25 protein-coding genes are annotated in these 26,705 nt (G+C 43.7%); 9 read left to right on the top strand and 16 right to left on the bottom strand.

Annotated elements, in window-relative coordinates:
- Positions 1-43: 43 nt before the first annotated feature.
- The 3 genes from PBV53_RS09355 to PBV53_RS09350 all read right to left on the bottom strand — a co-directional run bounded on the left by PBV53_RS09355 (position 44) and on the right by PBV53_RS09350 (position 2,886).
- On the bottom strand, positions 44-1,630 hold the full coding sequence (locus tag PBV53_RS09355) for a sodium:solute symporter family protein (protein WP_270096922.1): 1,587 nt from the start codon (positions 1,628-1,630) through the stop codon (positions 44-46).
- Positions 1,630-1,749, bottom strand: a complete 120-nt coding sequence (locus PBV53_RS09625) for a symporter small accessory protein (protein ID WP_331522285.1) — start codon at positions 1,747-1,749, stop codon at positions 1,630-1,632. The genes PBV53_RS09355 and PBV53_RS09625 overlap by 1 nt, the downstream gene beginning before the upstream one ends.
- Positions 1,750-2,061: 312 nt before the next feature.
- A complete protein-coding gene (locus tag PBV53_RS09350; RefSeq protein WP_270096921.1) occupies positions 2,062-2,886 on the bottom strand; it encodes a molybdopterin synthase in 825 nt (274 codons plus the stop codon).
- A 131-nt stretch (positions 2,887-3,017) separates the two neighbouring features.
- Here PBV53_RS09350 and radC point away from each other — a divergent pair, with 131 nt between their 5' ends.
- Positions 3,018-3,707, top strand: coding sequence for a RadC family protein (radC, locus tag PBV53_RS09345; protein ID WP_270096920.1), 690 nt, complete (start codon positions 3,018-3,020; stop codon positions 3,705-3,707).
- A gap of 294 nt (positions 3,708-4,001) precedes the next feature.
- A complete protein-coding gene (locus PBV53_RS09340; protein ID WP_270096919.1) occupies positions 4,002-4,496 on the top strand; it encodes a toll/interleukin-1 receptor domain-containing protein in 495 nt (164 codons plus the stop codon).
- A 110-nt stretch (positions 4,497-4,606) separates the two neighbouring features.
- Here the strand turns inward: PBV53_RS09340 and PBV53_RS09335 are convergent, their stop codons facing one another.
- Entirely contained in the window at positions 4,607-4,756 is a 150-nt protein-coding gene (locus PBV53_RS09335) for a hypothetical protein (protein WP_270096918.1), read from the bottom strand.
- Positions 4,757-5,083: 327 nt separating this feature from the next.
- Between PBV53_RS09335 and mmp11 the strand changes: the two genes are divergently transcribed.
- The 4 genes from mmp11 to PBV53_RS09315 all read left to right on the top strand — a co-directional run bounded on the left by mmp11 (position 5,084) and on the right by PBV53_RS09315 (position 13,321).
- Entirely contained in the window at positions 5,084-5,992 is a 909-nt protein-coding gene (gene mmp11, locus PBV53_RS09330; RefSeq protein WP_270096917.1) for a methanogenesis marker protein 11, read from the top strand.
- Positions 5,989-7,524: a thiamine pyrophosphate-dependent enzyme gene (locus PBV53_RS09325; protein ID WP_270096916.1), complete on the top strand. Its 1,536-nt coding sequence runs from the start codon at positions 5,989-5,991 to the stop codon at positions 7,522-7,524. The genes mmp11 and PBV53_RS09325 overlap by 4 nt, the downstream gene beginning before the upstream one ends.
- 877 nt (positions 7,525-8,401) lie before the next feature.
- Entirely contained in the window at positions 8,402-9,310 is a 909-nt protein-coding gene (locus tag PBV53_RS09320; RefSeq protein WP_270096961.1) for an IS5 family transposase, read from the top strand.
- 375 nt (positions 9,311-9,685) lie between these two features.
- Positions 9,686-13,321, top strand: a complete 3,636-nt coding sequence (locus tag PBV53_RS09315; RefSeq protein ID WP_270096915.1) for a hypothetical protein — start codon at positions 9,686-9,688, stop codon at positions 13,319-13,321.
- A gap of 48 nt (positions 13,322-13,369) precedes the next feature.
- On the opposite strand, the gene PBV53_RS09310 is transcribed toward PBV53_RS09315, so the two are convergent.
- From PBV53_RS09310 to PBV53_RS09275, 8 genes are all read right to left on the bottom strand, one after another.
- On the bottom strand, positions 13,370-13,726 hold the full coding sequence (locus tag PBV53_RS09310) for a hypothetical protein (protein WP_270096914.1): 357 nt from the start codon (positions 13,724-13,726) through the stop codon (positions 13,370-13,372).
- Between the two features lie 157 nt (positions 13,727-13,883).
- A complete protein-coding gene (locus PBV53_RS09305; RefSeq protein ID WP_270096913.1) occupies positions 13,884-14,456 on the bottom strand; it encodes a YkgJ family cysteine cluster protein in 573 nt (190 codons plus the stop codon).
- A 303-nt stretch (positions 14,457-14,759) separates the two neighbouring features.
- On the bottom strand, positions 14,760-15,410 hold the full coding sequence (phoU, locus tag PBV53_RS09300; protein WP_270096912.1) for a phosphate signaling complex protein PhoU: 651 nt from the start codon (positions 15,408-15,410) through the stop codon (positions 14,760-14,762).
- 4 nt (positions 15,411-15,414) lie between these two features.
- A complete protein-coding gene (gene pstB / locus PBV53_RS09295; protein WP_270096911.1) occupies positions 15,415-16,182 on the bottom strand; it encodes a phosphate ABC transporter ATP-binding protein PstB in 768 nt (255 codons plus the stop codon).
- Positions 16,183-16,204: 22 nt separating this feature from the next.
- Positions 16,205-17,065, bottom strand: a complete 861-nt coding sequence (pstA, locus tag PBV53_RS09290; protein ID WP_270096910.1) for a phosphate ABC transporter permease PstA — start codon at positions 17,063-17,065, stop codon at positions 16,205-16,207.
- A complete protein-coding gene (gene pstC, locus PBV53_RS09285) occupies positions 17,062-17,955 on the bottom strand; it encodes a phosphate ABC transporter permease subunit PstC (RefSeq protein ID WP_270096909.1) in 894 nt (297 codons plus the stop codon). The genes pstA and pstC overlap by 4 nt, the downstream gene beginning before the upstream one ends.
- 35 nt (positions 17,956-17,990) lie before the next feature.
- Positions 17,991-18,848 carry a PstS family phosphate ABC transporter substrate-binding protein gene (locus PBV53_RS09280; RefSeq protein ID WP_270096908.1) on the bottom strand — a complete coding sequence of 286 codons (858 nt, stop codon included), beginning with the start codon at positions 18,846-18,848 and terminating at the stop codon, positions 17,991-17,993.
- 238 nt (positions 18,849-19,086) lie between these two features.
- Positions 19,087-19,659 carry an acetate uptake transporter gene (locus PBV53_RS09275; RefSeq protein WP_270096907.1) on the bottom strand — a complete coding sequence of 191 codons (573 nt, stop codon included), beginning with the start codon at positions 19,657-19,659 and terminating at the stop codon, positions 19,087-19,089.
- A 225-nt stretch (positions 19,660-19,884) separates the two neighbouring features.
- Here PBV53_RS09275 and PBV53_RS09270 point away from each other — a divergent pair, with 225 nt between their 5' ends.
- Together PBV53_RS09270 and PBV53_RS09265 are read left to right on the top strand one after the other, a co-directional pair.
- Positions 19,885-21,261, top strand: a complete 1,377-nt coding sequence (locus PBV53_RS09270; protein ID WP_270096906.1) for a dihydroorotase — start codon at positions 19,885-19,887, stop codon at positions 21,259-21,261.
- Between the two features lie 59 nt (positions 21,262-21,320).
- The gene (locus PBV53_RS09265) at positions 21,321-22,226 is read left to right on the top strand and encodes an RAD55 family ATPase (protein WP_270096905.1); all 906 of its coding nucleotides are present in this window, start codon (positions 21,321-21,323) and stop codon (positions 22,224-22,226) included.
- Here PBV53_RS09265 and PBV53_RS09260 read toward each other — a convergent pair.
- Entirely contained in the window at positions 22,203-22,895 is a 693-nt protein-coding gene (locus PBV53_RS09260; protein WP_270096904.1) for a DUF1614 domain-containing protein, read from the bottom strand. The two genes, PBV53_RS09265 and PBV53_RS09260, sit on opposite strands and share 24 nt — an antisense overlap.
- Positions 22,896-23,361: 466 nt before the next feature.
- On the opposite strand from PBV53_RS09260, the gene PBV53_RS09255 reads away from it, so the two are divergent.
- Positions 23,362-23,541 (top strand): hypothetical protein, encoded by a 180-nt coding sequence (locus PBV53_RS09255; protein WP_270096903.1) that lies wholly within the window; start codon positions 23,362-23,364, stop codon positions 23,539-23,541.
- Positions 23,542-23,743: 202 nt separating this feature from the next.
- On the opposite strand, the gene PBV53_RS09250 is transcribed toward PBV53_RS09255, so the two are convergent.
- The 3 genes from PBV53_RS09250 to PBV53_RS09240 form a co-directional block, all read right to left on the bottom strand.
- On the bottom strand, positions 23,744-25,057 hold the full coding sequence (locus PBV53_RS09250) for a phenylacetate--CoA ligase family protein (protein ID WP_270096902.1): 1,314 nt from the start codon (positions 25,055-25,057) through the stop codon (positions 23,744-23,746).
- A gap of 19 nt (positions 25,058-25,076) precedes the next feature.
- The gene (locus PBV53_RS09245; protein WP_270096901.1) at positions 25,077-25,688 is read right to left on the bottom strand and encodes an indolepyruvate oxidoreductase subunit beta; all 612 of its coding nucleotides are present in this window, start codon (positions 25,686-25,688) and stop codon (positions 25,077-25,079) included.
- Positions 25,685-26,705, bottom strand: a 1,021-nt coding sequence (locus PBV53_RS09240) for a thiamine pyrophosphate-dependent enzyme (RefSeq protein ID WP_270096900.1), incomplete at its 5' end; no start/stop codon positions are given. The genes PBV53_RS09240 and PBV53_RS09245, both read right to left, overlap by 4 nt.

The raw sequence follows: 26,705 nt of genomic DNA, 5'->3' as shown, positions 1-26,705 counted from the left end.
AAAAAGAAGTGGATGGTGTCATCCATTAAGAATTCTTCAAAGTTCATTTTCCATAACAGTCTTTTAGATGCTCAGCTGAAGGTGGTGTTGTAGCTAGGCTTACGACAATTGCAACGATCATTGCAATTGGAGTTGCTACAATGATAGGGTCGACAACTGTCCATGTTCCTGTGAGCAAGGTATCAACTCCGAAAAGGGCTTTGCATATTCCAAGAGGTATTGCTTCCTTTGAATGTATGAATGTCAGCCAGAACAGGCTTCCTGCTGTACCCACCAGAAGACTTGCAATCGCACCTTCTTTTGTCATCCTCTTCCAGAACAATGCACCTACGTACATGGGCAGGAAAGCCGCTGCACAGAGACCGAAGAAAATAGCAGTTGCCCTTGCGATGATGCTTATGGGCAGTATATATGCAAGGATAACACTTGTGATAATGGTCAAAGCGATCCCAAGCCTTGTTATGTTCACCGTCTGCCCGACCTCTCCTTTCTTAATGAACTCACGATAGAAGTCATGTCCGATGGCCGTTCCCATTGTATGGAACTGTGAGCTCAATGTTGACATTGCAGCTGCAAGAAGTGTCAGCATGAACAGGACAACGAACAGCTCTGGCATAGCACTGTTGATGTACTCTGGAATTATAAGGTCTGTATTTCCTTTGCCAGCTACAACTGCAATAATTCCCTGTGTTTTCTGGAAATATACGTTTGAAAGTGCACCCACCGTAAAGGCCACTCCGGTCATCATCAGTATGAACGGTCCGCCTACAAGTACGGCACGACTTAATGCCCTGTCATTCTCAACGGTCATGTATCTGACGGCAAGCTGTGGCTGTGCAAGAACCCCTATGCCAACACCAAGTACAAGTGTGGATACCAATGTCCACCAGATCGGTGATCCGAACGCTGGCATGGTTGTCCAGCCCAAATGTCCTCCGGCAACAAGTGACTCCGGCACAAGTCCTGTCATGCCTGAAAGTGCTTCGTGTGCTGCCTTTACACCACCAAGCTTGACGTATGTAAGTGCAAGAAGTACGATCATTCCAATGAACATGAAAACGCCCTGTAATGCATCGGTGTACATAACAGCGATCAGCCCGCCGGTAATGACATAAGCAGCTACTATGATAGCCAGTATGAGCACTGCAATATCATAATTGACCCCAAGAGTGGTCTCAAGAAAACGTGCTCCGCCTATCAGGACAATACCTGCATAAAGGGGCATGAAGATGCCAATGATGGCTCCTGAGAATCCCTGTATGAATCGCGACTGGAAACGTTTGCCTAATAACTCCGGAAATGTTACGGCATTAAGATGGGCACCCATACGCCTTGTGCGTTTTCCGAATACAACAAAAGCAATGAATATACCTACGACGATGTTCATCACTGCCAGCCAGAGAAGTCCCATTCCCAAAGCTCCGGCAGCTCCGCCAAAACCAATTATCGCAGAGGTACTAACAAAGGTCGCACCATAGGAAAGTGCAAGAATATATGGATGAATGCTTCTTCCGGCTACCATGTAGTCGTCTATTTCTTTCGTTTTTTTGTATCCAAGTAATCCAAGGTAGAAGATTATCATAAGATAAATAAGTACGATCACTCCAAGCAAGGGCGTGCTGACCGACATTAAAGCTCCTCCTGCTCTTCTTCATTCCATTTCAATAAACCATACACTATACAACCCAGGGCACTTATGATGCAAAGAACATAAGCCATCCAGATATAAGGGTCATCTATTCCTAACATAATTATCACCATTTTTAATGTACATTTGATTATGTCACATGTTAACATAAGCCATACATTAATGTTTCGTAGATCATTTTATCAAATTTATGTAGGATTATAAATATATTAAAAAATTATATTGATATTAGCAAGGTATATGTATTTTTATTAAAACTCAAATGAAAAAAATGAATACAGTTAGGACAACTAATTTGGCTTCAGCATACCAATTGATCTTGAAAGTGCTTCTTGAGAATAGTAATTGAAATGATGCCTGGCCATTGAACCACACATCATTTTCATATTTTCATATTCGATATTCAGATAATTTCAGGCATGGTCATGGACCCAGAAATTGCCATCGATGGTTATCTCTTTTTTCCATATGGGCACTTCTGATTTCACTCGATCCAATGTCTCACTAAGGGCTGCGAACAGTTGCTGTCGGTGGCCTGCTGCTATCACGATATACACGATATCTTCAAGTGGCATTATCTTTCCGGCTTTGTGGTGAATGAGAACATCGATGATGCCATCCTGTTGCATCATTTCTTCACGTATCTTTTGGATGCTGGCATCTGCGACCTTATCATATTTCTCGAATTCGAGCATTCTTGTCTCGTAATCCTCATTATCCGTCCTTACGATACCGATAAAAGTACCAATACCACCTGCTTTCACTATCTCTGGATTTGCTCTGACCTTTTCTATAAGGGAATTGAGTGTGACGTGGTCCGGTTGTTCCATTAGCAGTGTGACGATATTTTCAAGGTCCCAATCGACCTTTTCAGGAAGTCTTGCAATGACATTGGAAACATCCTCATCCATTTCCCCGAGAACGACCTTTGCGACATCACTGTCCTTTGCACCTTCGACGATGGCAAAATCCATTCCTGCATCAGCAAGTTCATCCAGTGCTTTTTCAAAAGAAGGGTTACGGCTGATGGTCACCAGTTCCCTGTCCGTGACGGCAGTGACCATATCGGCACCGGAATCGAAATGTTTGCCGGTATCAGTATTCTGATCATCAAGACGATGGTCAAGCATCAGTTTGACCGTTCCCACACGACCAAGGTCTGAAAGTTCCTTTACCATTCGGGTAACGAAGGTCGTTTTCCCTGTGTTCTTGTAACCTATAACTGAAATGACTTTCATGCCCATTCCTATTCCTGAATAATATATATAAGTACGGTGAACAGGTAGCAAAAGTTTATTCTTTCAAAAAATATTAAACAAAAACTTAAATATCGATTGCTTTATATTTATAAAGTATATTACTCTGTTATATGTGTGGTTATCAGGTACGAATACATGACATGCCATCGGAAGATCGGCCAAGAGAGCGCTTGTTGAAACATGGACCTAGCTTTCTTTCCAATGCAGAACTGCTTTCAGTGATCCTTCGTACAGGTTCAAAGGATGAGAATGTGGTCAGTATGTCCAGTCGTATCCTCTCGGAATACAATCTGAAACAATTGAGCCAGGCGAACATCAGCCAGCTCACAAAGATACGGGGTATCGGTCCTGCCAAAGCTACCCAGATAGCAGCAGTCTTTGAACTGGCGAGAAAGCTGGAGATCTTCACAGATGATCCTAAAAGAAAGATACGCTCGGCAAACGATGTATATTCCCTGCTCTATCCCAGACATCGTGAATTGAAAAAAGAGTATCTTACAGCCCTTTATCTTGATACGAAGAACAATATCATCAAGGAAGAGGTAATCTCCATTGGCAGCCTGAACGCAAATATCGTGCATCCGCGTGAAGTGTTCAAATCAGCTCTCATGGAATCCTCAGCGTCAGTCATACTAACACATAATCACCCCTCAGGCGACCCTGCGCCAAGCAGGGAGGACATAGCCGTAACGGAAAAGCTCGTTGAAGGCGGTAAGATCCTTGGCATCAGTGTTCTCGACCATGTGATCATCGGGGATGGTAGATATGTTAGTTTGAAAGAGGAAGGCTACATAAACTGATGGCTGAAATTCTGCATTGGAGTCACCCATGATCACAAAGCTATTTTCTTCTGTGTGAACGGACTGAGCATAAGTGAGTAATCATCTAGTGCTTTAATTTCTTGAACGCAATGTCGAGTATCAGATAGGTATCTGTAAAAATGGTGATATGTTGAGGGTATGATGACTGTTAATTTTGTGAACAAGTATTGGTAACTTTTATAGCATTCAAAAAAGAATGTCTTGCGTATGAATAACTTTAATATGTATTAATGGTTACACACTAAGTATAAAATTAAAGTTGTGGAATTGCCAATGAGTATAAAAATTTTTGTGAGTTACAGTACAGAAGACATGGGCCATATTAAACCGATCTTGGACCAGCTTAAGAATGTGGAAGATGTTGAAATTTTTTTTGCTGATAAAACACTAAATCCGGGGGACAATGTTGAACAAATTATACTAAACAACATTAAAGAAGCAGATGTTTTTCTTATGTTCAATAGTGAATCTGCATTAAAATCAAACTACGTTCAGCAGGAAATCGGGGTTGCAAAATCGAACGAAAAGGCAATTATTCCTATTTTATTAGATGCAAACAAACCGACTGCTATGTTAAATGGTATTAATTACCTGAATTTTTATAATGAAGCAAAAAGAGAAAGCGAATTTTCTAGGCTTCATGATTACATTTATACTACCATTAAAAACAAAAACAGAAACAAACTTTTAACTGGTATTGGATTATTGGCAGCTGGTTATCTGCTGACAAGATCAAACGATGGAGATGAATATGAGGACGAATTTTGAGTAACTTGGTGAAGATACACTTCCAATTGTTTGACAAAAAGATAGTGTATTCTTCAGCTTTTACCCATTTGTAAAATCCAACAATTTCTTTAGATTTCTTTTGAAACGATTTACTTTCGGAATTTTCCTGACCACATCGCACTTAAAGCAAACGTTGCGACAAACAGAATGATTGCCAAAAATTCATTTCCTGCTAAAAATGCAACAACTCCGCCAAGCCCTAAAGCTGCCGGCCCCGATCCTGCTGATAATCCAGACATAGCAAAATAATATACGTTTTATCTATATAATACTTGTTAGTTAGCCAAAAAATATTAAAGCATTCTTATTTTTTATTCTAGAAAGAGAAACTTTTCCTTTTTGTTTTTAGGGCTTAAATACTTCTAAATCTATATCGATTTTTAATGGTGCTAACATTGGAAAATAGATTACTATTCCATAAGATACTAAATCCTGAATTTTTCCATACGGCTGGCGAGTGGACGGATCTGGAAGGCTACATAAACTGATGGCTGAATTATTTTTTATCACTTATGATGAGCTTTTAACAAAAGCTTTAAACCATTACCCATAATTCATCCAATCAGATGAAAGAAGTAGAACTTACAGATCCCTATACGATCCCCTACAGGGGTATCTATGCGGTCTGTGATGAAAATAACGAATATGCAGAGATAATCGAGCATACGAATTGCTATAGTGGTGCTGCATGGTCACGTTTCCATTATGCCCGGTCACCCCTTGTACAAAGCGCACGTGCAGTGGGCAACATGAGCCGCTACCTAGTGAAAGCTGAGGTTTGCGATCTTACACTTAAGCCATCTGTGGCTGCTGCTGGTTTCGAATCAGTTGTGGTTGACGGGGATGAGGTATCCATCACCTATGCAGGTCTTGGAGGCGGAGGCGTAGGTGCCACTAAATGCAGGGCATTAGCACAGGGAGTGCTACGCTATGATGTGGGTGACTCAGGTGGCGGAAAGGCTGCCAAAGGCACCATAGTCGTTCCAAGGCGGCAGCGTGTACTTATCGGGATAGATGATACAGATACGAAGGAAGAAGGAGCTACGTGGTCAATGACACACAACATTGCTACGGCACTTAATAGCAATGAATCCGTCTATCTTTCCCATTCCCTTGTTCAATTGTTCCCGGTGGCGGCTAAAACACAGAATTGCGTATCCACAGTGCTTGAATTTGGTTGTGTGAGCGAGGAAGCTAAGAAAGAGCTCCTTGAAGACCTGAAAAACGCACTGCTCAAATACAGCGTGTCCGATGAGACCGGCATGGTAGTACTGTCCTCTTTCGATGCGTCCCATATGGAAGAATACAGCACCATGTGTCGCAGCGGGGAGCTGACCAAGGATATTGCAATGGAACATGCACGGAAGAATGGTGTTGAGGTCTGGCTCGATGGCAATGGCGTGATAGGTGCATTGGGATCTCTTGCATGGTTTGCTCGTCCTGATGAATCGATCGATCTGGAAGCTAAGTTATGAACGATCCTGAGGGTCAGACTGGACCTGTGGAGGTCACGGGGCTTGAAGCCCTTTATGCTGCAGCCATGGACTGTGGTGTAAAGATGATAACGGCAGTTGCCGGGTTTCCCACGACAGCCGTGATCGAACATTTTGAGAAGAACAGTCCCGCTGAAGTGACCACCCTTTGGATGACCAATGAGAAGGCCGCACTGGAGACCGCACTCGGTGCTTCCGTTTCAGGCAGAAGGGCACTGACCATAACAAAACACGTTGGCATGAATGTCCTTTCTGACCCTCTTGTAACCTCTGTCACACATACGATCGGTGCAGGACTTGTAATAATAGCAGGCGATGATCCGGGGGTCAGAGCATCCCAGAACGAGCAGGATTCTCGCTGGTACGGTGAGGTGGCAGAGGTCGCGGTGTTCGACCCGTCGAACCCGGAAGCTGCATACAGGTCACTTATCAGAGCATTCGAACTCTCCGAAAGTACAAAGACCCCTGTTATAGTCAGGATAACGGACCGTCTGGAAAAAGCCACAGGTCCTGTCACAAGGTCCGAGGACATTAAGAAGACAGAAGCTACATTTGACAGGTCTGTCTGGAAGTTGACAATGCGTGGCAAGCACCAGCATTTTCACATAAATGTACAGCCATTGCTTGTGGATGAAGCAGAGAACACTTCTCTGACTCGATATGTTAAAGCAGGCAAGACAGGCATAATTTCTTCTGGCTATCCCTCTTTGCTTGTAGATGAGCTATTGTCCGAAAGGCAGCTTGAGGTTTCGCATCTTTCACTTAATGTTGTATCTCCACTTCCTGTCAGGAAATTAAGAGATTTCATATCCGACCATGAAAAAGTTCTCGTTGTCGAGGAAAGTGAAGCCTTTATCGAATCCCATATCAGTATCTGCAAGAACGTACTGGGAAAGATGAGTGGGCACCTCCCATATGGTCGCATTGAAAAAGAGCAGATCGGTTTTGCGATCGAGAACATCGATAAAGATAAGGTAACCAAATATACTTTTATTCAGACCATTGAGGGAAAGGTTTCACGCTCTTTGTGCGAGGACTGTCTTTTCCTGCCGGTCTACAGAATGCTTCATGATCTGGATATTTTCATAGCAGGTGATATGGGCTGCTCCATACGCAGTGCCTCTGCACCCCTTGAAGCCGTTGATGTTGGATTTGCACTTGGTGCTGCTATTTCCACAGCTGCAGGTTTCGATAAAAAGTCCGTTGCTGTCATAGGTGACTTCGGATTGTCACATTCCGGCATAGTAGGCCTGATAAATGCTGTCGAGACCAAACGTGACGTGCTCGTCATGGTGCTGGACAACAGGACAGCAGCAATGACAGGCGGACAATCCACACCTGACCTTACAGAAGCTGTAAAAGCGCTCTGTGATGATGTCATTGTCTTTGAGTTCAATGATCCGGAGCTTGCCGGTAGCAGGATAAATGAACTTGAAGAGCTTGTGAGGGATAAGCTTGCAGTTGATGGAGTTTCTGTTATTTATGTCAGGGCTGACTGTGTTCTGTATAGGTGAAGAATGGGGGATGGGGAATTTGGATGGTTTGATTCATAGCCCTCAATTTATTTTTTGATAATATATGGTGTCTAAAAATGCTACTTTCTGAATAATTTGATCGTTTAGGGGTTTCAGGTCTTATCTCTCGCATAATAATTTGGGGATATAAATATCTTAGAAAATAGATGCTCAAAAATTTTAAAAGTAAATTTAAGACAAAATATCAAAAAACCATTTAATTCATGATTTTTTGGGCTCTCTAGAAATCTTCAATATTTGGACGAGAATTTAAGTAAACCAAAATTTAAAATGTACTGGCAAATATTGATACTTATTTCCTATGTCCACCTGATGATGGCGATTTTGATAGGGTTTCTACAGAGCCGATAAATGAACGAAAGCAATCCTGACAGTACCTTTTCCCGCCCTGCGATTTTTATCAGATGCCAAACATCATAGCTTTGTTGATACCAATCACAGATTCTCATTCTTTTTTGTAACCGACATCATCGATATTGACCGTTATACTTATTTTATCAAACTATGTTTGATACTTATGCAGGTAATCCATCTGTCCTGCCACACTGTAGTGATCCTCCCCATTGAAAGCCACTATTTCAATACAAATGTTGCTTTGATAATCGGAAAGTATTTCAGCAAGAAGTAATAAGACCACTGTCCCAAAAGCATTATCTGATGCATCTGGTGTGCTGGCCTTTGTAATGATTGCTGTGCCGGCAAGTGCAGAAGATACTAAAGGCTACTTATAGTTAAATGCATAACATTTGGGCTCTGTAGAAATCCTCTTTTCTATTTTCAACTAAGCTACTCTTTTTTATAATAAGAAGTCCCCTGTGAATGTTCTCCAACAAAAACACAAGGGGACGATTGTGTTATTTCTAACAAATACTTATATTTTATTGATATGGCATTACAAATAACAAAATATTCACATTTTCCACTCTACAGTTGTAAGTATTCAAAACAAACTTACACGCAACATCAGCTACTGACGCTGATTTTGTTTAAGGAATATTTGGGTGAAGATTATCGCGATTTTGTTGATCTAGTGGAACTTATGGATTCTGTCCAATCAAAACTTGAACTAAACAAGGTACCGCATTATACTACAATTCAAAAATTTGTAACTCGTAGTTATTCTGCTGTATTGGATGTTATCTTTAAAAGAACACTTGACCTATTTTACAAAAATAGAGACGTAATTGATATTAATGCAATTGATTCTACTGGATTCACAAGTGGGTACTGTAGAAACTATTATTCTTGGAGAATTAAAAAGTGGAGACGAAGTTATGTGAAGACTAGTGTTTCTGTTGATGTTCATAAATTTGTGATCACTGGTTACAAGATTTCTGGCAAACCAGTTCATGACGCAAAACATGCAAAGACATTGCTGTCGCAATGTCACCGCAATAGGAGATCAAGATATTATGTAATGGACAAGGCATATGATTCAGAACAGATCCATGAACTCACAAGGGAAAAACTTGGATCAATAGCAATCGTTCCACTAAGACAACGTAAACGAAAAAGAATTAAGGGAAGATATCGAAAGAAGATGATACATGAATTTGATAGTAATATCTACTCGATGCGGAATTTGAGTGAAACGATGTTTTCGGTTTTGAAAAGAAAGTATGGAGAAAACTTGCGTGCAAGAAAGTATAGAAATCAGGTAAAGGAAGTCAAATTTAAAGTGATATTACATAATCTTGACAGACTTTTCAAGACTGTGTTTTTAGTTTGGATGAGCATTTCTACAGAGCCAACATTTGATACATAATTCTCTATGTAAATTTAAGATTTGGAATAATTATCTATGAGATACTAATGTATAAAATATTTCGCTATTAACTATAATTGGAGGTTTAAACCCCCATATCTTTATTTATACAAAATATATATTGTGTTGCATTTTTTGGTTTTTATTGATCAAGCCTTATATTGTAGTAACTCTAGCTTATTCAGTGATATTTTGGATTATAACTTCTTTTCAGAACCATTGGTTCGCAAAGAATATATTGCAAAGAAAGTATATGACATCATTTACAATATTATTTAGTCAGATATAAACAAATAAGAATAATGATTAATATATGAAATGAGTATTATATATTTTGTATGATTCTTGTTTCACTATATTTGGAGAAGAGACAAAATGAATACAAACGATGTCATTGACCTCTCCGGAGTGAGCCCTCAGCAGATGTTCCTTGAGTCCTATCCGGAGAAGCCCTTAGCAACCAGCACGCTGTACATTAAACGATTCACTACCACGAATTTAGATAAGTCACAAAACCATACAGTTGACGGGGTGCATATTGTGTTGGCACAGGATAATCCGAATGGGCTGTGGGACGTGCTTCACGTCGACCGAAACACTCAGAAACTCGACCCTCAGGACCCTTATGTGGCAACGCGTTCTCTGCAAATCTGCTGCGATACCATCGAGATACACGGTGAGTTGTCTGTGCCCGAGGCCGACGTGACAATCTATGCGCGGCGTCTGGTGTGGGCAACGGCCGACGCAGCCATCAATACGTCGCCGCTTCCTTGGGTGATCCCCAAGGCTGGGAACGCCGTTAGATCTGATCCTGGGAAGAACGGAGTAGCAGGACGGAACGCGGGCACATTTCAGTTGTTTGTGTCGGAGGTTGATTCTGCCGACGACTCGTGGCCTCGACTGTTAGCTCTGGGTGGACGTGGGCAGGATCCCGGAGCAGGTATGGACGGAAATCCGGGTGTGAAAATGGGCAGCTATTCGAGTATTCCCTTCAAAGTCACAGATTCCGACATTTCCAAGAGTTCGGTCACGGTCAACTTCAAGCCTGTCGCCGTCTACGTCGACTACGAGTGGAGGTGGGCCCTCTCCCAAGTTGCCCATGGCAAGTGCGGGGAAAACTCGTTTCCTACAAATGGAGGCAACGCACTAGCCCCCGGCATCCCGGGAGATGGGGGGAACGGCGGCAGCCTCACTACCAATCTCGCGGCTGTGGTGCCGAGTTTTAAGAACACCGGCGGGCAAGCAGGAACCAAGGAGAGCGATTACCGGGGTGGCAAGCCTGGCATTCCAAGGTCGTGTGGAAAGTACAAAGTCAAGCTTTGGGAAAACCTCTTCGGCACCAACAACGCCCACAAAGAGGTAACCAAGACCAACTCAAACAAGACCGCAAAGGGGGAAGATGCCAAGGCCCAAAGTGCACCTCATGGAGCAGGGAGTACGCCCGAACCCAGCGTCATACCTGAAACCAATGCGTGGTTGCATCCCCTTGGTCTCCAGAAGACGCTCGAATACACTCGGGACCTGTTTCTGTCAGGGAATCGAGTCGAGGTGCAGGATCTGCTTTGCATCTACGAGGGTGTGCTTGCAGTGCCGCTACCGAACAACAATGCTTGGGATGACGGCACCATGGCACAGTGGACGGCGGCGCAGAGCGAAGTCGCCTCGATGCTGCAGCGCCTGCGTGGCCATCTCGACTATTTCGGCAACGCTGCAGGCTATACGCCACTATTGTCTCTACAGGGAACAATCAAGTTGTACGCAGAGGAGACGCGGCGGGCACTTCGAACACTCCTGCTCGCCGGCTGGATCGATGCCAAGGAGCGTGATGCCAAGGAAACCGCCAAGGCCCTCGGAGACGCCATCATCAGCCTGAATGAGGATAGCCAGCAGGCTGCCGCTCAGGTGGCCAGCTCAGAGGTCGAGATTAGCAAGGTAATGAACCGCATTGATGCTCTCGAGCAAGAGCTGAACAGCATGAGCAATCAGCTGGAGATTTTGCGGAACAATCTCCTTAGCCAGGCCCAGGGTGATCTTGATAAGCAGGGGCAGATCAAGTTCGCGATCAAGATGGCTGCTGCCTTATGTCAGGTAGTCCCGGTAGGCCAGCCGGCTCTGGGCACTGTCGGTTCGCTGGCTAGCGTGGCGACCGATTTCATCGGAGGCGATGATGCTGGCGCGCCGGACACGGTTTCCAAGATGGGGGATATGCTCACGAAAGCGCGCGAAGCAGGCAAGAAGGCCAAGGAAGCCGGCAAGGAAGCCGGCAAAGAGAAGGGGAGTGCACCGGCCAAGGATGCGCAGAGTGCGAAGGACGGGGTATCGGCGTGGGCAAAGGTAGGCGACGGCCTGGGGCCAGCCCTCTCCCAGGTTTCGCAGGGTCTGCAGGCTTTGCAGGTGCCACAGTCGGAGGTCGAGGCCGAGCTGCAACGATTGGAATCTGAGAGCGAGGAATGGAACAAGCTCGCCAAGGATATCCGCGATCTCAATGAGAGAAAGGCTGCTTTCTTCAGCAATTTGATGGACGCATTCCAATCGCTAGGCGATGGCTACGCCCGGGTTTCATCCAATGCTGCGGCTGTCTTCATCATGCAGCAGGAGCGCAGTAAGAATCATGGCAAGCTGAACCCGGTGGCCATGGGCTGCGTTCGGCAGATGGGACAACAGTCCCGTCTCACCCTGCTCCGGCATCTATATTTCATGGTGAAGGCATACGAGACAACCGTGCTCAAATCCATAAAAGTCGACTGGAAGCTGACAGAAGTGGCCGACAAAATCAACGAGCTTCTGAAATCGGAAGACGAGTTCAATGCCGCCTCGCTGGACCTGCAAGCCACGGTACTCGAACCGCTTTACCAGAAGAATCTGGACACGGTACGCAACCAACTGCTGGATGATTTCAGCTTCAACGAGACCACGATCACCCTTCAGCTGGGCCTGAGCAGCAAGCAGACTCCTGAGGTCATAGCTGCCTTGAACGATTCTGGAAATGTGGTGGTAGACCCGCTCGCATATGGACTGGTTCTCCCTGATCAACAGCTCGCCCGCCTGAGCAATGTCGTGCTCAAGAAGCTCGAGTTTGACCCGAACGGGCCAGCGTTGACAGAGACAGATAACGTCATAGTTTCCGTTCAGCCCGCCCATAGTGGGACCATTCGAAAAGCAGAGGCGCTGTACTCCGTCTACAGCGATGAGACTCGCAAGTGGAGTTGGACCTTGCTAGCTTCCGGGGAAATCCGTGCGAGTGAAATTAGCAAGGGGAATGAGGATGTGCTCGATCTGGTGCTTGGCAGCGGAGCGGAGAATATCAAACAAAAAGTATCCCTGCCACCGGTTTGGTCGGATCTGTCCATCAACGTATTGTATTCACCGGAGTTGCGGATGAACCAGAGGCCTCGCATCACCAAACTCTATTTCGAGTTCAGCTCTGATGTCACCTCGGCACCCGATGATCAGCGTGTCCTGAACGTGCAGTCACTGGGATCTACGCCGGGCGCCGTCATAAAGTGCTCACCCGACCTGGCCAATCGCAGCGATGGGTTTTACCGCATGATTCGCATCTTTTCTAAGGGCGACAGTGTCCGCTTGAATGTTCCTTCTCATGTTGCCGGATCCGCATTCGACGCCTGGGACATAGTAGGGCGACAGATCAACCGGATTGGTGTCAAACAGACAGAGGTCGACATCAAGATTGACGAACATGTGCTCGCTCAATGCCACTGGAGCCGCTACCAGGATCAGATACAGCCGATTGTCCTGTCCCAAACACTTGTCTTTGAGGACATAGCCGAGATTGCAGAAAACCATGAAGATGAAAACATACGTCGTGAGCTGATGGACTTTCTCTCGGCCGCGCCCCCAGTTCGAGACTTTCCTATACGGGTCGAAGCCTCCGATATCGCCTCAGTGGTTGGGGTAGTACCCACGTTGAATGATGCCGATCTGTTAGAAGAAGGGGATGAAGGGTGGAAACTAGTGAACTACCGAGGCATTGTTGGTTGGGTAAACGCGTAAGTTTGGCTGAGGGTACAGCACTAGAAATTGAGACTTTGTGGCATGGTGTCAGATTTTATCGACTCGCCTAACCAAGGCATCTAGGCGACGGCTTGCAGCCGCAAAGGTTGGGCGAAGTCGAAAGCTTTTGCCTGATTTTATCAGAATCATGCCTGTCAATTTCATAAGATAGATTCTGGAAATCGCCTGTCTTCCTACAAGCTGATGACTTAACTTTCTCGCCTTGAGCAACAGGACAGATTTCCAGAAATTCTTCTTCTTCTTCCTATACTCGACCTTACTGTTCATCAGAGAATTAAACTCATCAGTAACCTTCCTTGCTCCAGTAGGTCTAAGCCTTAATGAAAAACTCTCAGTCCTGATAAAGTCCTTACTATCCATAACTCCCTTTTCGATCAGGTTCATAACAGCAATATCAACAATGAAACTAATCGCTCTTTTAATCTTAGGGAACTTACCTGTAAGTAGCTTTGATTCTAAAATATCAGGGAGTAAGTATTGATCTTTTTATATTGAACAATGGTTCTCCGGTATCTCAGATATATCATTGATCTTCTTCAATTCATTTTTTAGATCGCAGGAACATGGACAGCATCTCAAGTTCATCGTAAGGTATCTGCATTTCTTGCAGGGACTCTCTGGAATAGAAATCCGAAGCTTCCTTTGCATAAGACTCAAGGCTTGTCTCCCATTGCAGCAGTTTTTCAGCTTTTTCAGCAGCAGGAATATCTGCTGTCGATATTGTGTCCATTGCCCAGGCTGATATGTCTTTGATGATCATAAAACCCAATGGACATGGTTGTAATCCCAATGATATCCCTGAATCGTTCACTTTGAATGGGTACATACCACAAACAGTTAGTCTTTTTTCATAGATCTCACATCTGTTGGTCGGGTTAAGAAATGAACATGGGCTGGTCATAACATAAAGAGCTGGAACAAGAAGATCACTTTTAATATCCTTCACTTTTTCAGGATAATTTTCTTTTAAAAAGTTGAACTCATCTTCGAATATATGGACTTGTCCATTCCTGCAACATTCTGCCTTACAGCTATCAGGACATTCATAATGTTGCAGAATGTTCTGTATTGTATTGTAGTGAATAGCTTTTTTTACCATCATAACAGAGTTCAAAATAGTAAATCTCCATTTTTAGAAATTATTTTGTAAATTAAAAACAAGAAGTATCTTCAATAAGGAGATAGCACATATATAGAGACTTTGCTTTACTAAATTGTCCTTCTTGAGTTCTTTGTCTGTTATGAACCATGGAGAAAATTACTTGGACCAATACAAGTAAGCTAATTTCACGGTATCATTATCCATCCTAGCCCCCCTTCCCCACTAGGTCTATGAGGTCCCGACAAATAAGAAATGAAAATAAATGAAATAAAAAAATGATGTAGATAAGGCTCATTTAACCTTATCTCCATTTTTTTAATTCAGGTTGACCCTCTGATTAGTTGCGATATAAACAACACCCTCACAGATATTGCATGCATGGTCAGCAATGCGTTCCAGATATCTGAGAACAAAGATAAGATCGACAGCATTCGGGATCAGGGTTGCATCCTCTATCATCAGGTTCACCAGTTTTTGCCAGGTGGAATAGAACAATCTGTCAACCTGACTATCTTCTTCAGCAGTAGCCTTTGCAAGTTCAGCATCATTTTCAGCATAGGCTTTCATTGAATTCTCCATCATCATTTGTGTGATGGATGCGATCGTGTTGATCTCCGCCAAAGGTATGACGTGCTCACCTTCGATCTTACTAACAAGTTCCGCTATGTTCACTGCAAAATCGCTCATTCTTTCAAGGTCGATGGCTATCTTATAAGAAGCGGTAATCAAACGAAGGTCCTTTGCCATTGGTTGCTGTAAGGCCAGCAAGTGCACGGTAGCTTTCTCTACATCATATTCAAGATCATCAACAATGGAATCCATCTCAATGACATTCTTTGCAAGTTCAAGGTCAAGATATTCCAATGCCTGTATGGAATTCACCAGCATTTTCTGGGATAGAACTCCCATCTCCTGAATTTCCGACCTGAGGTCCTCAAGTCGCTGACTGAATCTTTCTCTGACCATGATATCAACCGAATCTTCCTGTTATGTAATCCTCGGTGCTCTTCACCTGCGGATCTTCAAATATGTGCTTTGTCCTTCCAAACTCGATAAGTTCTCCAAGCAGGAAGAACGCCGTATGGTCGGAAATACGTGCTGCTTGTTGCATATTGTGTGTCACAATGACAATGGTGTAATCCTTTTTAAGTTCAAGAATAAGATCCTCGATCTTGGATGTGGATATAGGGTCAAGAGCGCTGCATGGTTCGTCGAACAGTAGTATTTCAGGCTTGACTGCAAGTGCTCTTGCAATGCACAACCTTTGCTGTTGTCCGCCACTAAGCGAAAAAGCCGGATCTCCAAGCCTGTCCTGTACCTCTCCCATAAGGGCAGCATCATTGAGTGCCTTGTGTACCCTTTCATTGGTCTCGGATTTTGAACAACCATGTATCTTTGGACCATATGCTATATTATCATAGATCGACATGGGGAAAGGATTTGGCTTCTGGAAGACCATGCCAACCTTTTTCCTCAGGTCAACGACATCCACATCCTTTTCGTAGATGTTCTCATCATCAACAAGTACTTCTCCTTCTATTCTGCATGATTTTACCAGATCGTTCATACGGTTCAGACATCTGAGGAAAGTGGATTTTCCACAACCTGAAGGACCTATCAAAGCAGTAACACTTTTTTCCGGTATGTCGAGTGAAATATCTTTGAGTGCGTGTTTTTCACCATACCAGAGATTGAGGTCTTTAATATTGATATTCGTATTAATTTCATTTTTAGACATAAGATCATCCTCGAATTCTCTTTTACCTGTTCAATTTGTTCCGATAATGTCTTCTTATCAGTACTGCGATGCTGTTCATCATAACAACTATCAAGAGCAGTATCAATGCTGTTCCATACTGGATCGGACGTGTTTGTGCTATACTCGTACCCGAGGTCGCCAGCACGAAAAGGTGGTATGGCAATGCCATGAACTGGGAGAACACCGAATCCGGTATTCTTGGTAAGAAGTATGCTGCACCTGTGAGCAGTATGGGTGCTGTTTCACCTGCAACCCTGCCGATACTCAGGATTATACCTGTCATCATTCCGGGGATCGCTGCAGGAAGTATGACCTTTCTTGTGGTCTGCCATTTAGTAACGCCAAGAGCAAGGGAAGCTTCCCTGTATTCCTGTGGTACTGTCATCAATGCTTCTTTGCTTGCACGGATTATCACGGGTACTATTAGCAAAGCCAACGTCAGGGAGGCTGACAGGAGCGAAGCTCCGAATCCAAAGTACTTGACGAACAATGCCAGTCCGAAAAGACCGAACACTACTGATGGTGTACCTGCAAGATTATTGATCGCCATCTCAATTGCCCAGGAAGCACGTCCCGGAGTTGAATATTCATTAAGGTAAATTGCTGAGAGTATGCCAAGAGGAATGGCAAAGGCCATTGAAAGTCCTATGAGCATCAAACTTCCCATTATAGCCGGATAAATGCCTCCCTGGGTCATTCTTTTCATCGGCATCTGGGTTATGAAATCAAGGCTGAGTGCACTGTATCCGTTGACAGTGATATAGATCACAATGATCGATACGAAAGCGAGCACAAGCGCCATGGAGAGCCTTAGCGTAGCAAATGCCAGCTTCTCGGATGTCTTTGGTCTTAAGAACATCATACTCCCTCCTGGAGTCTGTATTTCTTCTTAACGCTATCAGCGATAAGATTGATCATGAATGTTATTAGGAAAAGTACTGCGCCTACTGCGAACAGGGCATGGAAATGTTCACTTCCCTGTGGAACTTCTCCCATTTCAAGGGCAATGGTCGCGGTCATTGTCCTTACCGGATCAAAAAGACCTTCGGGAATTCCGGGTATGATCGCAGTATTTCCTGTGACCATCATGACGGTCATGGTCTCACCGATAGCTCTTCCGATACCAAGCATAACGGCTGCGGATATTCCTGACAGTGCTGCCGGTAATACTACTCTGTAGATGGTCTGCCATTTGGTACTTCCAAGGGCAAGGGAACCTTCCTTGAGTGCAGTGGGAACTGAATTAATGGCATCCTCTGACACTGATATAATTGTAGGCAATGCCATCATTCCAAGCATGATAGAACCTGCGAGGGCTGTCTGTCCCGTGGGAAGATCTAACAGGTCCTGTAATAATGGGACCACTACGATAAGTCCGAAGAAACCGTAAACAACAGAAGGTATGCCTGCGAGGATCTCAACAAATGGTTTGATCAATTGTGCTATTTTGGGGTCTGCGAGTTCTGATATATAGATAGCAGAAGCAAGTCCAAGAGGCACTGAAAGGACAATGGCGCCGGCTGTTACGATCAATGATCCTGTCAACAGAGGCAACAATCCGAATTTTGCCGGTGATGATGAGGGATACCAAGAAGTTTCGGTTAAGAACGAAATGATGGAATAATCACCGAACAAAAGATATCCTTCTCTAAAAAGGAAAAAACAAAGAAGGAATAGGGCTACAACTGTAACTCCACTTACCATTAAGAGCGTGGATTCAATTGCCTTTTCCTTCTTTTTTCTATGCATCATGATCTATCCCTTATCCTTAGAGGGTATTAAAAAAGTTAAGCAGGGAAGTACCCTACTTCAAAGACTGTTTCTTCTCCGGTCTCGCTGGAGAGGAATTCAATGAACTCAAGTGCAAGGCCTGTTGGTTCACCGTTGGTGTAGAAATAAAGCGGTCTTGCAAGTGGGTATGTACCTGCGAGAATGTTCTCTGAGGTTGGTTCTTCAGCACCGCTGCCATTGTCCACTGCAAGTGCTTTTGTAGTACCATCAAGATAAGCAACACCGACATAACCGATAGCGTTCTTGTTCTGTGACACGGTCTGGATGATCGCTCCGGTTGATGGGTTGATAAGTGCATCAGCCCTGTATTCGTTGCCTTCCATTACTTCTTCCTTGAAGTATTCGTAAGTGCCGGAACTGCTGTCACGTGAGAGGACTACTATTTCACGGTCTTCACCACCGACCTCATTCCAGTTGGAGACGTCTCCTACATAGATCGCTTTGATCTGCTCGAATGTCAGATCCGATACGGGGTTTTCCGGGTTTACTACAACAGAGATGCCATCCCATGCAATTGTCTGCTCAACAGGATCGATGCCATTTGCCTGTGCATTCTCTATCTCTGATCCTTTCATTTCTCTTGATGTCATTGCGATGTCTATTTCGCCATCAATGAGTGCTGCGATTCCCACACCGGACCCTCCTCCGATGATGGATATACTCGTGTCAGGGTATTCCATCATGTAAACTTCAGCTTCAGCCTGTGCAAGTGGAAGAACTGTATCGGATCCCTTGATCATAATCGACTGCATTTCTGCTTCACTATCGTCATTACCAACACAACCTGCTCCGAAAAGAGCAAGTGAAGTGACCAGCAAGAGTGTGATAATATATGAGATTGATTTTTTGGACATTTTTAGACCTTCTTGAACCTATCCTTTTTGCCTGGTGGACCAGTCCTATAAAGGTGCAAATGAGTTGAAATGCATATATAGTCTCTCAGTATATTATATAGTGAAGTATATATACCCGTATAGAAGCAATAGTAATATATATTCTATATATTTATCGAGAAATTAAATATCGATCTAAAATTTAAAAAGAATGATCTAACACCTTTCATTAAGATGTTAAAGCAAATACAAAATCTTATTATTCACCTATTGGCAAGATCGTTCTACCGAACTTTTCATTTATTATTTCAGCCAGTGCCAGGTATATTGCACTAAGGCCACAAAAGATCCCTTCATAACCAGCGAATTGCTTCAATGCTGCATTTCCTGTGAGATCGGATATGGCCAGCAATAAGAATAACAATGTCAATGATCCGAAGACGACTTGCAAGGCCCTGTTAGCTTTGAAGGTACCTATGAACATCCCGAAGGTGAACAGTCCCCACATGAATAGATATGCTGACATTTCTATTGCGCTTGGAGCTTCTCCTATGCCTAATTTTGGTGCGATCAGTATGAATACTAAAGTAAGCCAGAATGCTCCATATGACGTGAATGCCGTTGTCCCAAAGGTATTACCATTTTTCCATTCCATTACCCCTGCTATAATTTGAGCGATTCCCCCATAAAACAGACCCATGGCTAAGATAGTTACTCCCAGTCCAAAGAATCCTGCATTATGCAAATTAAGTAACACCGTGGTCATTCCAAACCCCATTAATCCCAATGGTGCCGGATTTGCTGTTGTGATCTTGATCACACTTTCATCCATCTCATACTCCCCCCTTATCAATTACCATATCACTTACAATAAAGTTTATGGGTGATGTAGATATAAACATTATCAATTATTAGTGCTTAATTTTTGAATTATTAATATATGATCAATTGAATGCCTTCATCAAAAATGGACAATCTTATAATGCATAAACATGTAAATTCAGATATCTTTTCACACATCATATATTATCCAAACTAACATCGGAGATCCAAAACCATGACCGATATCCTCATCACAAACACAAAGGTCTTCTACAACAATATTCTGCAGCCTGGTGAAGTCCAGATCAATGACGGGAAGATCCAACGGATCGCAAAGAATATCACTTCAGCAGACCCGGACCTTCTTATCGACGCAAAGGGAGCATTGACAATTCCTGGGGGTATTGATGTACATGTGCATTTCAGGGAGCCTGGAATGATAAAAAAAGAGGACTGGTACACAGGGTCATGTTCAGCGGCTGCTGGTGGTACTACTACTGTTGTCGAGCATCCGAACACCATTCCACCTACCATTGACAAATCATCCTTCAAAGAAAAACTTAAACTCGCAAACCGCAAATCGATAATTGATTTCGGCATCAATGGTGGTGTAACAAAGAACCTCGAGTCACTTTCCCTTCTTTGGGAATTGGGAGTCACATCGTTTGGAGAGATATTCATGGCCGAGTCCACAGGCGGGCTGAATATAGACGAGAAGGACTTTTCGGAAGCTCTCGGGATAATCAAGGAACTTGATGCTGTCGCCTGTATACATGCAGAGGATGAGAACATCCGCCTTGAGAATGAGAAATTGTTAAAACATGATCTTTCTCCCAATTCACATTCCAGGATACGCTCGAATCTGTGTGAGGGAATTGCTGTCCAGAATGCGCTTGAGACCATCGCAGAAAAGGGGACAAGGTCACACTTTTGTCACATCAGTACACTTGATGCATTGGGCCTGATACGCAAAGAGGCATATGTGGCCAAAAATGAAGGACGTGAGAGCAAAGTCACCTGTGAGACGGCACCACACCACCTTTTCCTTTCGACAAGGGACTGGGACAGGCTTGGCACTTTCGGGAAGATGAACCCTCCACTGCGTGATCGCAGGAACGTAAAAGCGCTGATGAATGCCATAAATGATGGAACTGTAAATGCGATAGCTTCCGATCACGCACCGCATACCGAATTTGACAAGGACCTTGACATCAGGAGTGCACCCTCCGGTGTGCCAGGTGTGGAGACACTTATGCCTCTTATGCTCATGGCCGTCAAGAAGAACCTGCTTCCAATTGGCAGGATGATCGAGGTAACAAGCCGAAACCCTGCTCGTATCTTTGGTCTTGATACAAAGCATTCAAAGGGCGTATTTGCTGAAGGGTATGATGCTGATCTGATCATTGTGGATACACACACTGCTGCCCCCATAAAAGCAGACAAGCTTCACAGTAAAGCCGGATGGACACCATTTGAGAACATGGATGCAATATTCCCGAAAATGACCATTTCAAAAGGCGAGGTCATCTGGGATGAGGAGTTAATTGCCGAGAAGGGGCGTGGCAAATTCCTTGAAGGTTATGGCAGTCCTGAGGAAGAATTATGTACATAAATTATGATATTGTGGACATAAATGTAAATCTTTAAATACTTAGACACCAACATAATTATATGGCTCGAAATAAGTTCCCTGTTCACACTACATTAAGTTCTGAAGCTGTTAAAATACTTGAACGATATGAAAAGGAACTCGGAGCCAAGAATCTGGTACTTGAAAAGGCATTGCTGTCACTTGACAGTACCAAGTTCAAATCCAAGATAGATATCAACAATATCGATAAAGCCATAAAGAGAATAGGCACAGGTGTATTAGGACTCGACGAAATGCTTGAAGGTGGTATTCCAAAAGGGTTCTCCGTGGTTGTCACAGGACCTCCGGGCACAGGCAAAACAACTCTTGGCATGCAATTTTTAATGGAAGGCGTAAAAGCTGATGAAAAGTGTCTTTTCTTTTCGTTTGAAGAACGTATCCCACAGCTCATCCAGCATTTTATGCGGTTTGGCTGGGACCTTGGAAGTCACATCGATGATGGATATCTTGAGATATTCGGGATGTCAATGCTGACATTTGAAGATATCGGAGAGATAATAGAAACCTACAAACCACAAAGAATAGTGTTCGATTCACTGAATGTGTTCACAGATCCGCAAGAGTTCCGTAGATCCGTGTCCTGGCGTTCTTTGCATAAACTTCTCAAAAAGATGAACATCACCACACTCCTTGTTACTGAAAAGGAATTTGGTATAAGAGCAAGGTCATATGATACATATGATTTTGTAGGCGATGGCATAATTTTCCTGGACAAGATACAGGTAAACGAAGTAGAACCTACTCTCACACCTGTTATGGCAGTCCAGAAGATGAGGGGTACAAAAGTTGACACAACGCCTCAGCCATTCAGGTTTACAGATAAAGGGATCGCAAAATATAGAACTGTCAATCTCATGTCAAACAAACTTCAGGAAAGAATGAATGCGGCTCATAGTTCCTTATCAGAGGAACCACGAGACCAGTGAAGCCAAGATCGCTGTACTATATATTGCTTTGAACATTCCAACTCCGCCGATGCTAATAACGGCACTTCCCTTTTTTTCCCTGTCTACCATCAAAAGAGTAGCTATGCTTCCAAAAATTATTCCGCCTATGCCGGAAATGAATATGACAGATGCTACGTTATCAGGGGAGATTATAAGTGCAAAAGGAATAGCAAGCATACCTATGTAATCAGGTACAATAACACCTATACCATTTCTAAATTCAGATAGGAATATCACAGCTACCATCATTATCAACATAACTTCAAGGGCAACGAAGTCCGCCTGGAATACGAGAAGGAATATCATTACAAGGAAAGGTATGATAAATCCGCCGAAGTTCAGGGAGATCACAGTGTTAAAAGCCTGTTTACTGCTGTAGGAAAGCTCCTTTACCAGTGGGATCGAAAACATCTCTTCAAGGATCAGTGCATCCTTATCAAGTGCCTGAAGCTTCTTTGTTTTAATGGAGCTTATCGGGATCTCAATGTTTGCAGTAACAAGCATTATGACCAGAATTAGAAACAGTGGCAAAGAGGATATTACGCTTAAAGACAGTTCTTTTTGATAGCATAGGAATGCCATAGGCAAAAGCATAAAGCCAAACAGCATGAACATGCGTTTTTCCGAATTATTGATATAGCCTCTCATTTGTTCTCTTGTATAAGTACCCCTTTTTTAGTTCTTAAATATTTCTAAAGAATATCAATTAAAGGACTGATAGGTGTCAGTTCACCTCAAACTTCAATTCACTTAAAGATCAGTTCAATTGTTCGTAAGAAGTTAGCACAAATCTCAATTCCTGGATGTCTTGTTTCTATTTCCATGAGACCTTCATCGAGCATTTTATCATAATATCATAGTTATTGAACTGACCGATGTGTGCAATGACCATATTTCCTCTTGCTAATTTTATTCTCCCTACCTGAATCAGAAAAGTTCCAAAGAGGAAATAAATAATCAATATATTTTATGATGTTATATATAAAAGAAGTGCGTATACTGTATATTCTGCAAATATATATTATTAAATGTAATACAAAAACAAAGCAAAATAAAGTAAAAATTCAAAAAGTCATAAATGGTAGTATAGGGGAAAATGATTGGAGGGGAAAATATGGCAAATGAAGAAAAACTGCTATGTCGAAATTGCAACACAGAGCTTGAGATACAAATGATAGGATTGAACACATTTTACTGTTGCAGAGAATGTCTGAGCATGATATCTGTCAGGGAAATGTCTAAGGCCAAACTGGGTATGATGAAAGCGATCGATACAATGGAAGCAAGTTCGTGAAGTTAATGGGAAGCTACTGTCCTTTTTGCATACATCATAGAGGAGTGTGCAAGAAATGGGAGAGATATTAATATGAATTATATCCCAGAGCTGCTTGCAAAGAGTATTATGTGAAGATCCTACACATCATTGTTTATTTTAGATTCAGAATATGGCAACTCCCTACAATGATCATACATTTGAAAAAAGAATGGATATGTCCTCACATATCCCTGTTATCAATCACCCTTTTGCTTTTCTTCTCACTGCGGGGAAGTTCCCCCATTCCAACGCATTCCACATCCACACTGACACCTATAAAATCTCTGAAGGCTTTCTTCAAAAAACCTGCTCTGTTCCTGTTGTTCTCAAGATCATTTGCACCATCGATCTCGACCCTGAATAACATTGAATCCCTGCCCTGGTTCCTTTCAAGAACTATCTGGTATTCGCTGCTGACACCTTCGACCCTCTGTATGACATCCTCGATCTGACCGGGATAGACGTTGACACCTTTGATCTTTATCCTGTCATCGGTACGTCCCAGCAGGCGGTCTATGCGAGGGAAGGGGCATCCACATTTGCAGGGTTCGGGTATGATACGTGTAAGGTCCCTCGTCCTGTAACGTATAAGGGGCGCACCTTCCTTTGTCAGGGTCGTTATGACAAGCTCCCCGAGAGTGCCATCGGGCAAACTCTCTTCTGTGACAGGGTCTATGATCTCAAAGAGCAGGTGGTCTGACCAGTAGTGAAGACCATCATGCATGGAACAATCTATGGCAATACCGGGTCCGTATATTTCGGTGAGGCCGAAGATGTCAAAGGTCTCGATACCGAGCTCTTGCTCGATACGGGACCTCATCTTAGGGCTCCAGCGCTCGGAGCCTATGATCCCTACCTTCAGATCGATATTGTCCCTCAACCCCCTTTTGTTGATCTCTTCTGCAAGAAGGAGGGCGTAGGATGAGGTGCTGGCAAGAGCTGTGGACTTGAGGTCGAGCAGCATCTGTAACTGTTTTTCTGTATTTCCCGGCCCCATTGGAACTGCCATTGCTCCCAGAAGCTCGGCACCTGCCTGAAAACCTATGCCTGCAGTCCAAAGTCCGTAACCGGGTGTGATCTGTATCCTGTCATTTCTGGTAAGCCCTGCCATCTGGTAGCAGCGCATCATCATACCTGCCCATACATCAACATCTCCCTGTGTATATGGGATGATGACAGGACTGCCGGTCGTACCTGATGATGAATGTATCCTTATTATATCCTCATCGGGAACAGCCTGAAGACCCAGTGGATAAGCATCCCGCAATTCCTCTTTAGTTGTTAACGGAAGCCTTGCAATATCTTCCAGGGTCTTGATGGAATCGATATCAATTCCAGCTTCTTCGAACTTTCTTTGATAGAAGGAGCTTCCCAACACAACCCTTTTGAGAAGCTTTTTGAGCTTGAAAGTTTCCTCCTCGCCATATATACTGGAACATCCATTCTCATGGTCAGGAGCGTTTTCCTTAAGATCATTATCCACATGAACATTCATTTGCATCACCTCTGGAATATCAGATGTCGATTGCTTGTTCAGGGTTCTTTATACCTGAGACCTTTTCAAGGGCCATATCAAAAGCCCTCCTGTTCACATCCCTGTACTTTTCCGGCACCATCTTCTCAAGCACATTCCACATATCCCCCGGAGGGAATGGAATGAGATCGGCACCTGAGGCTGCTGCCAGCATAGCAACATTTGCTGCCCGATAGGTTCCTGCTTGCTTTGCAAGTTGTGTGAAATCGATGGATATGATATCCTGACAGTTACTCTTCAGGAATTCAAGGACCTGATCAGGATCGTATTTGACAGATCCGTTTACAGATGGCATTACAGCATGCTCATTTACAACAATGCTGCCATTCATGCCCAAAAAATGAATGTTCCTTGCAGCTTCTGCAGGCTCAAGTCCTATCACGAGGTCGGCATTTCCTGAGGGAATAAGTGAGCCACATACCTCATCTCCGATCCTGACATGGCTGGTAACCGACCCTTCTCTCTGGGCCATGCCTATGGTCTCAGCGGTGGTTACATGCAAACCAGCATCCATGGCAGCCGTTGCAAGCAGCCGGGATGCAAGCACAACACCCTGTCCGCCCACACCTGCAATAAGAATATCGAATTTCATTGTAGATCCTCCTTTAGAACAATAGCACCTGATGGACATACCTGTGCACACAAACCGCAACCAGTGCAGTTGTCCTGTATGACCGGCGGTTTGTTGGATGGTGAGAATATGGCAGGACATCCAAGTTGAGATACACAGATCCTGCAACGTGTGCATTTATCTTCATCGACCACATATTGTCCTTCTCCTTTTGTGATCCCTACACATTTTCCTTTGAATACGACAGCAGAAGGTCCTTCAAAATCCATGGCCCTTTTTGCAATGTCTATACATTTACCAAGGTCATCGGCATCTATGGTCTCGACAAGATCTACCCCGCAGCTTCTGAGAACATCGGCAATATCGATTACCTTTGTGGAAACACCTGTGGCAGTCAGACCAATGCCCGGATGGGGTTGATGGCCTGTCATGGCCGTGGTCCTATTGTCAAGGACTGCAAGAGTGATGTCAGCATTGTTGTACACTGCACTTATCACGGCGGCTACCCCGGAATGGAAAAAGGTAGAATCGCCGATAAATGCCACCTGTTTTGCTTTTTTACCTTCTTGATAATGATGTGTATGGGACAAACCTGCTGCTATGCTGATCCCTGCTCCCATGCAAAGACATGTGTCCACCATGTTGAGAGGTTTGGCATTTCCAAGGGTGTAGCATCCGATATCTCCTGAGAATATAGTATTGATCTTTTCGGTTTTTAATTTTCCGGCTGCCTTTTTGAATGCGTAGAATACTGTCCTGTGCATGCAACCTGCACATAATGTAGGAGGTCTTACGGGAAGGGGAGGTACATTCTCTTTATCGATCACAGGTGCTGAATGAGATAGGAAAGGAACATCTGTATTGATATCTTTAAGGGAGCTGTTCATCCCATCGATAACAACATCTACATTATATTCTCCGCTTACAGGGAAATGACCATTCTTCTTTCCATGTACGTTCACATCGAGATGGTGCTTGCCTATCAATTGCAGGAGTTGTTCCTCAAGGTATGGATCAAGTTCTTCGATCACTATAATG

The sequence above is a fragment of the Methanococcoides alaskense genome (genome assembly GCF_027594145.1).
GTDB classification, from domain to species: Archaea; Halobacteriota; Methanosarcinia; order Methanosarcinales; family Methanosarcinaceae; genus Methanococcoides; species Methanococcoides alaskense.
Note: the sequence above shows the minus strand (reverse complement) of the source record. Positions and strands in the feature narration are given on the sequence as shown.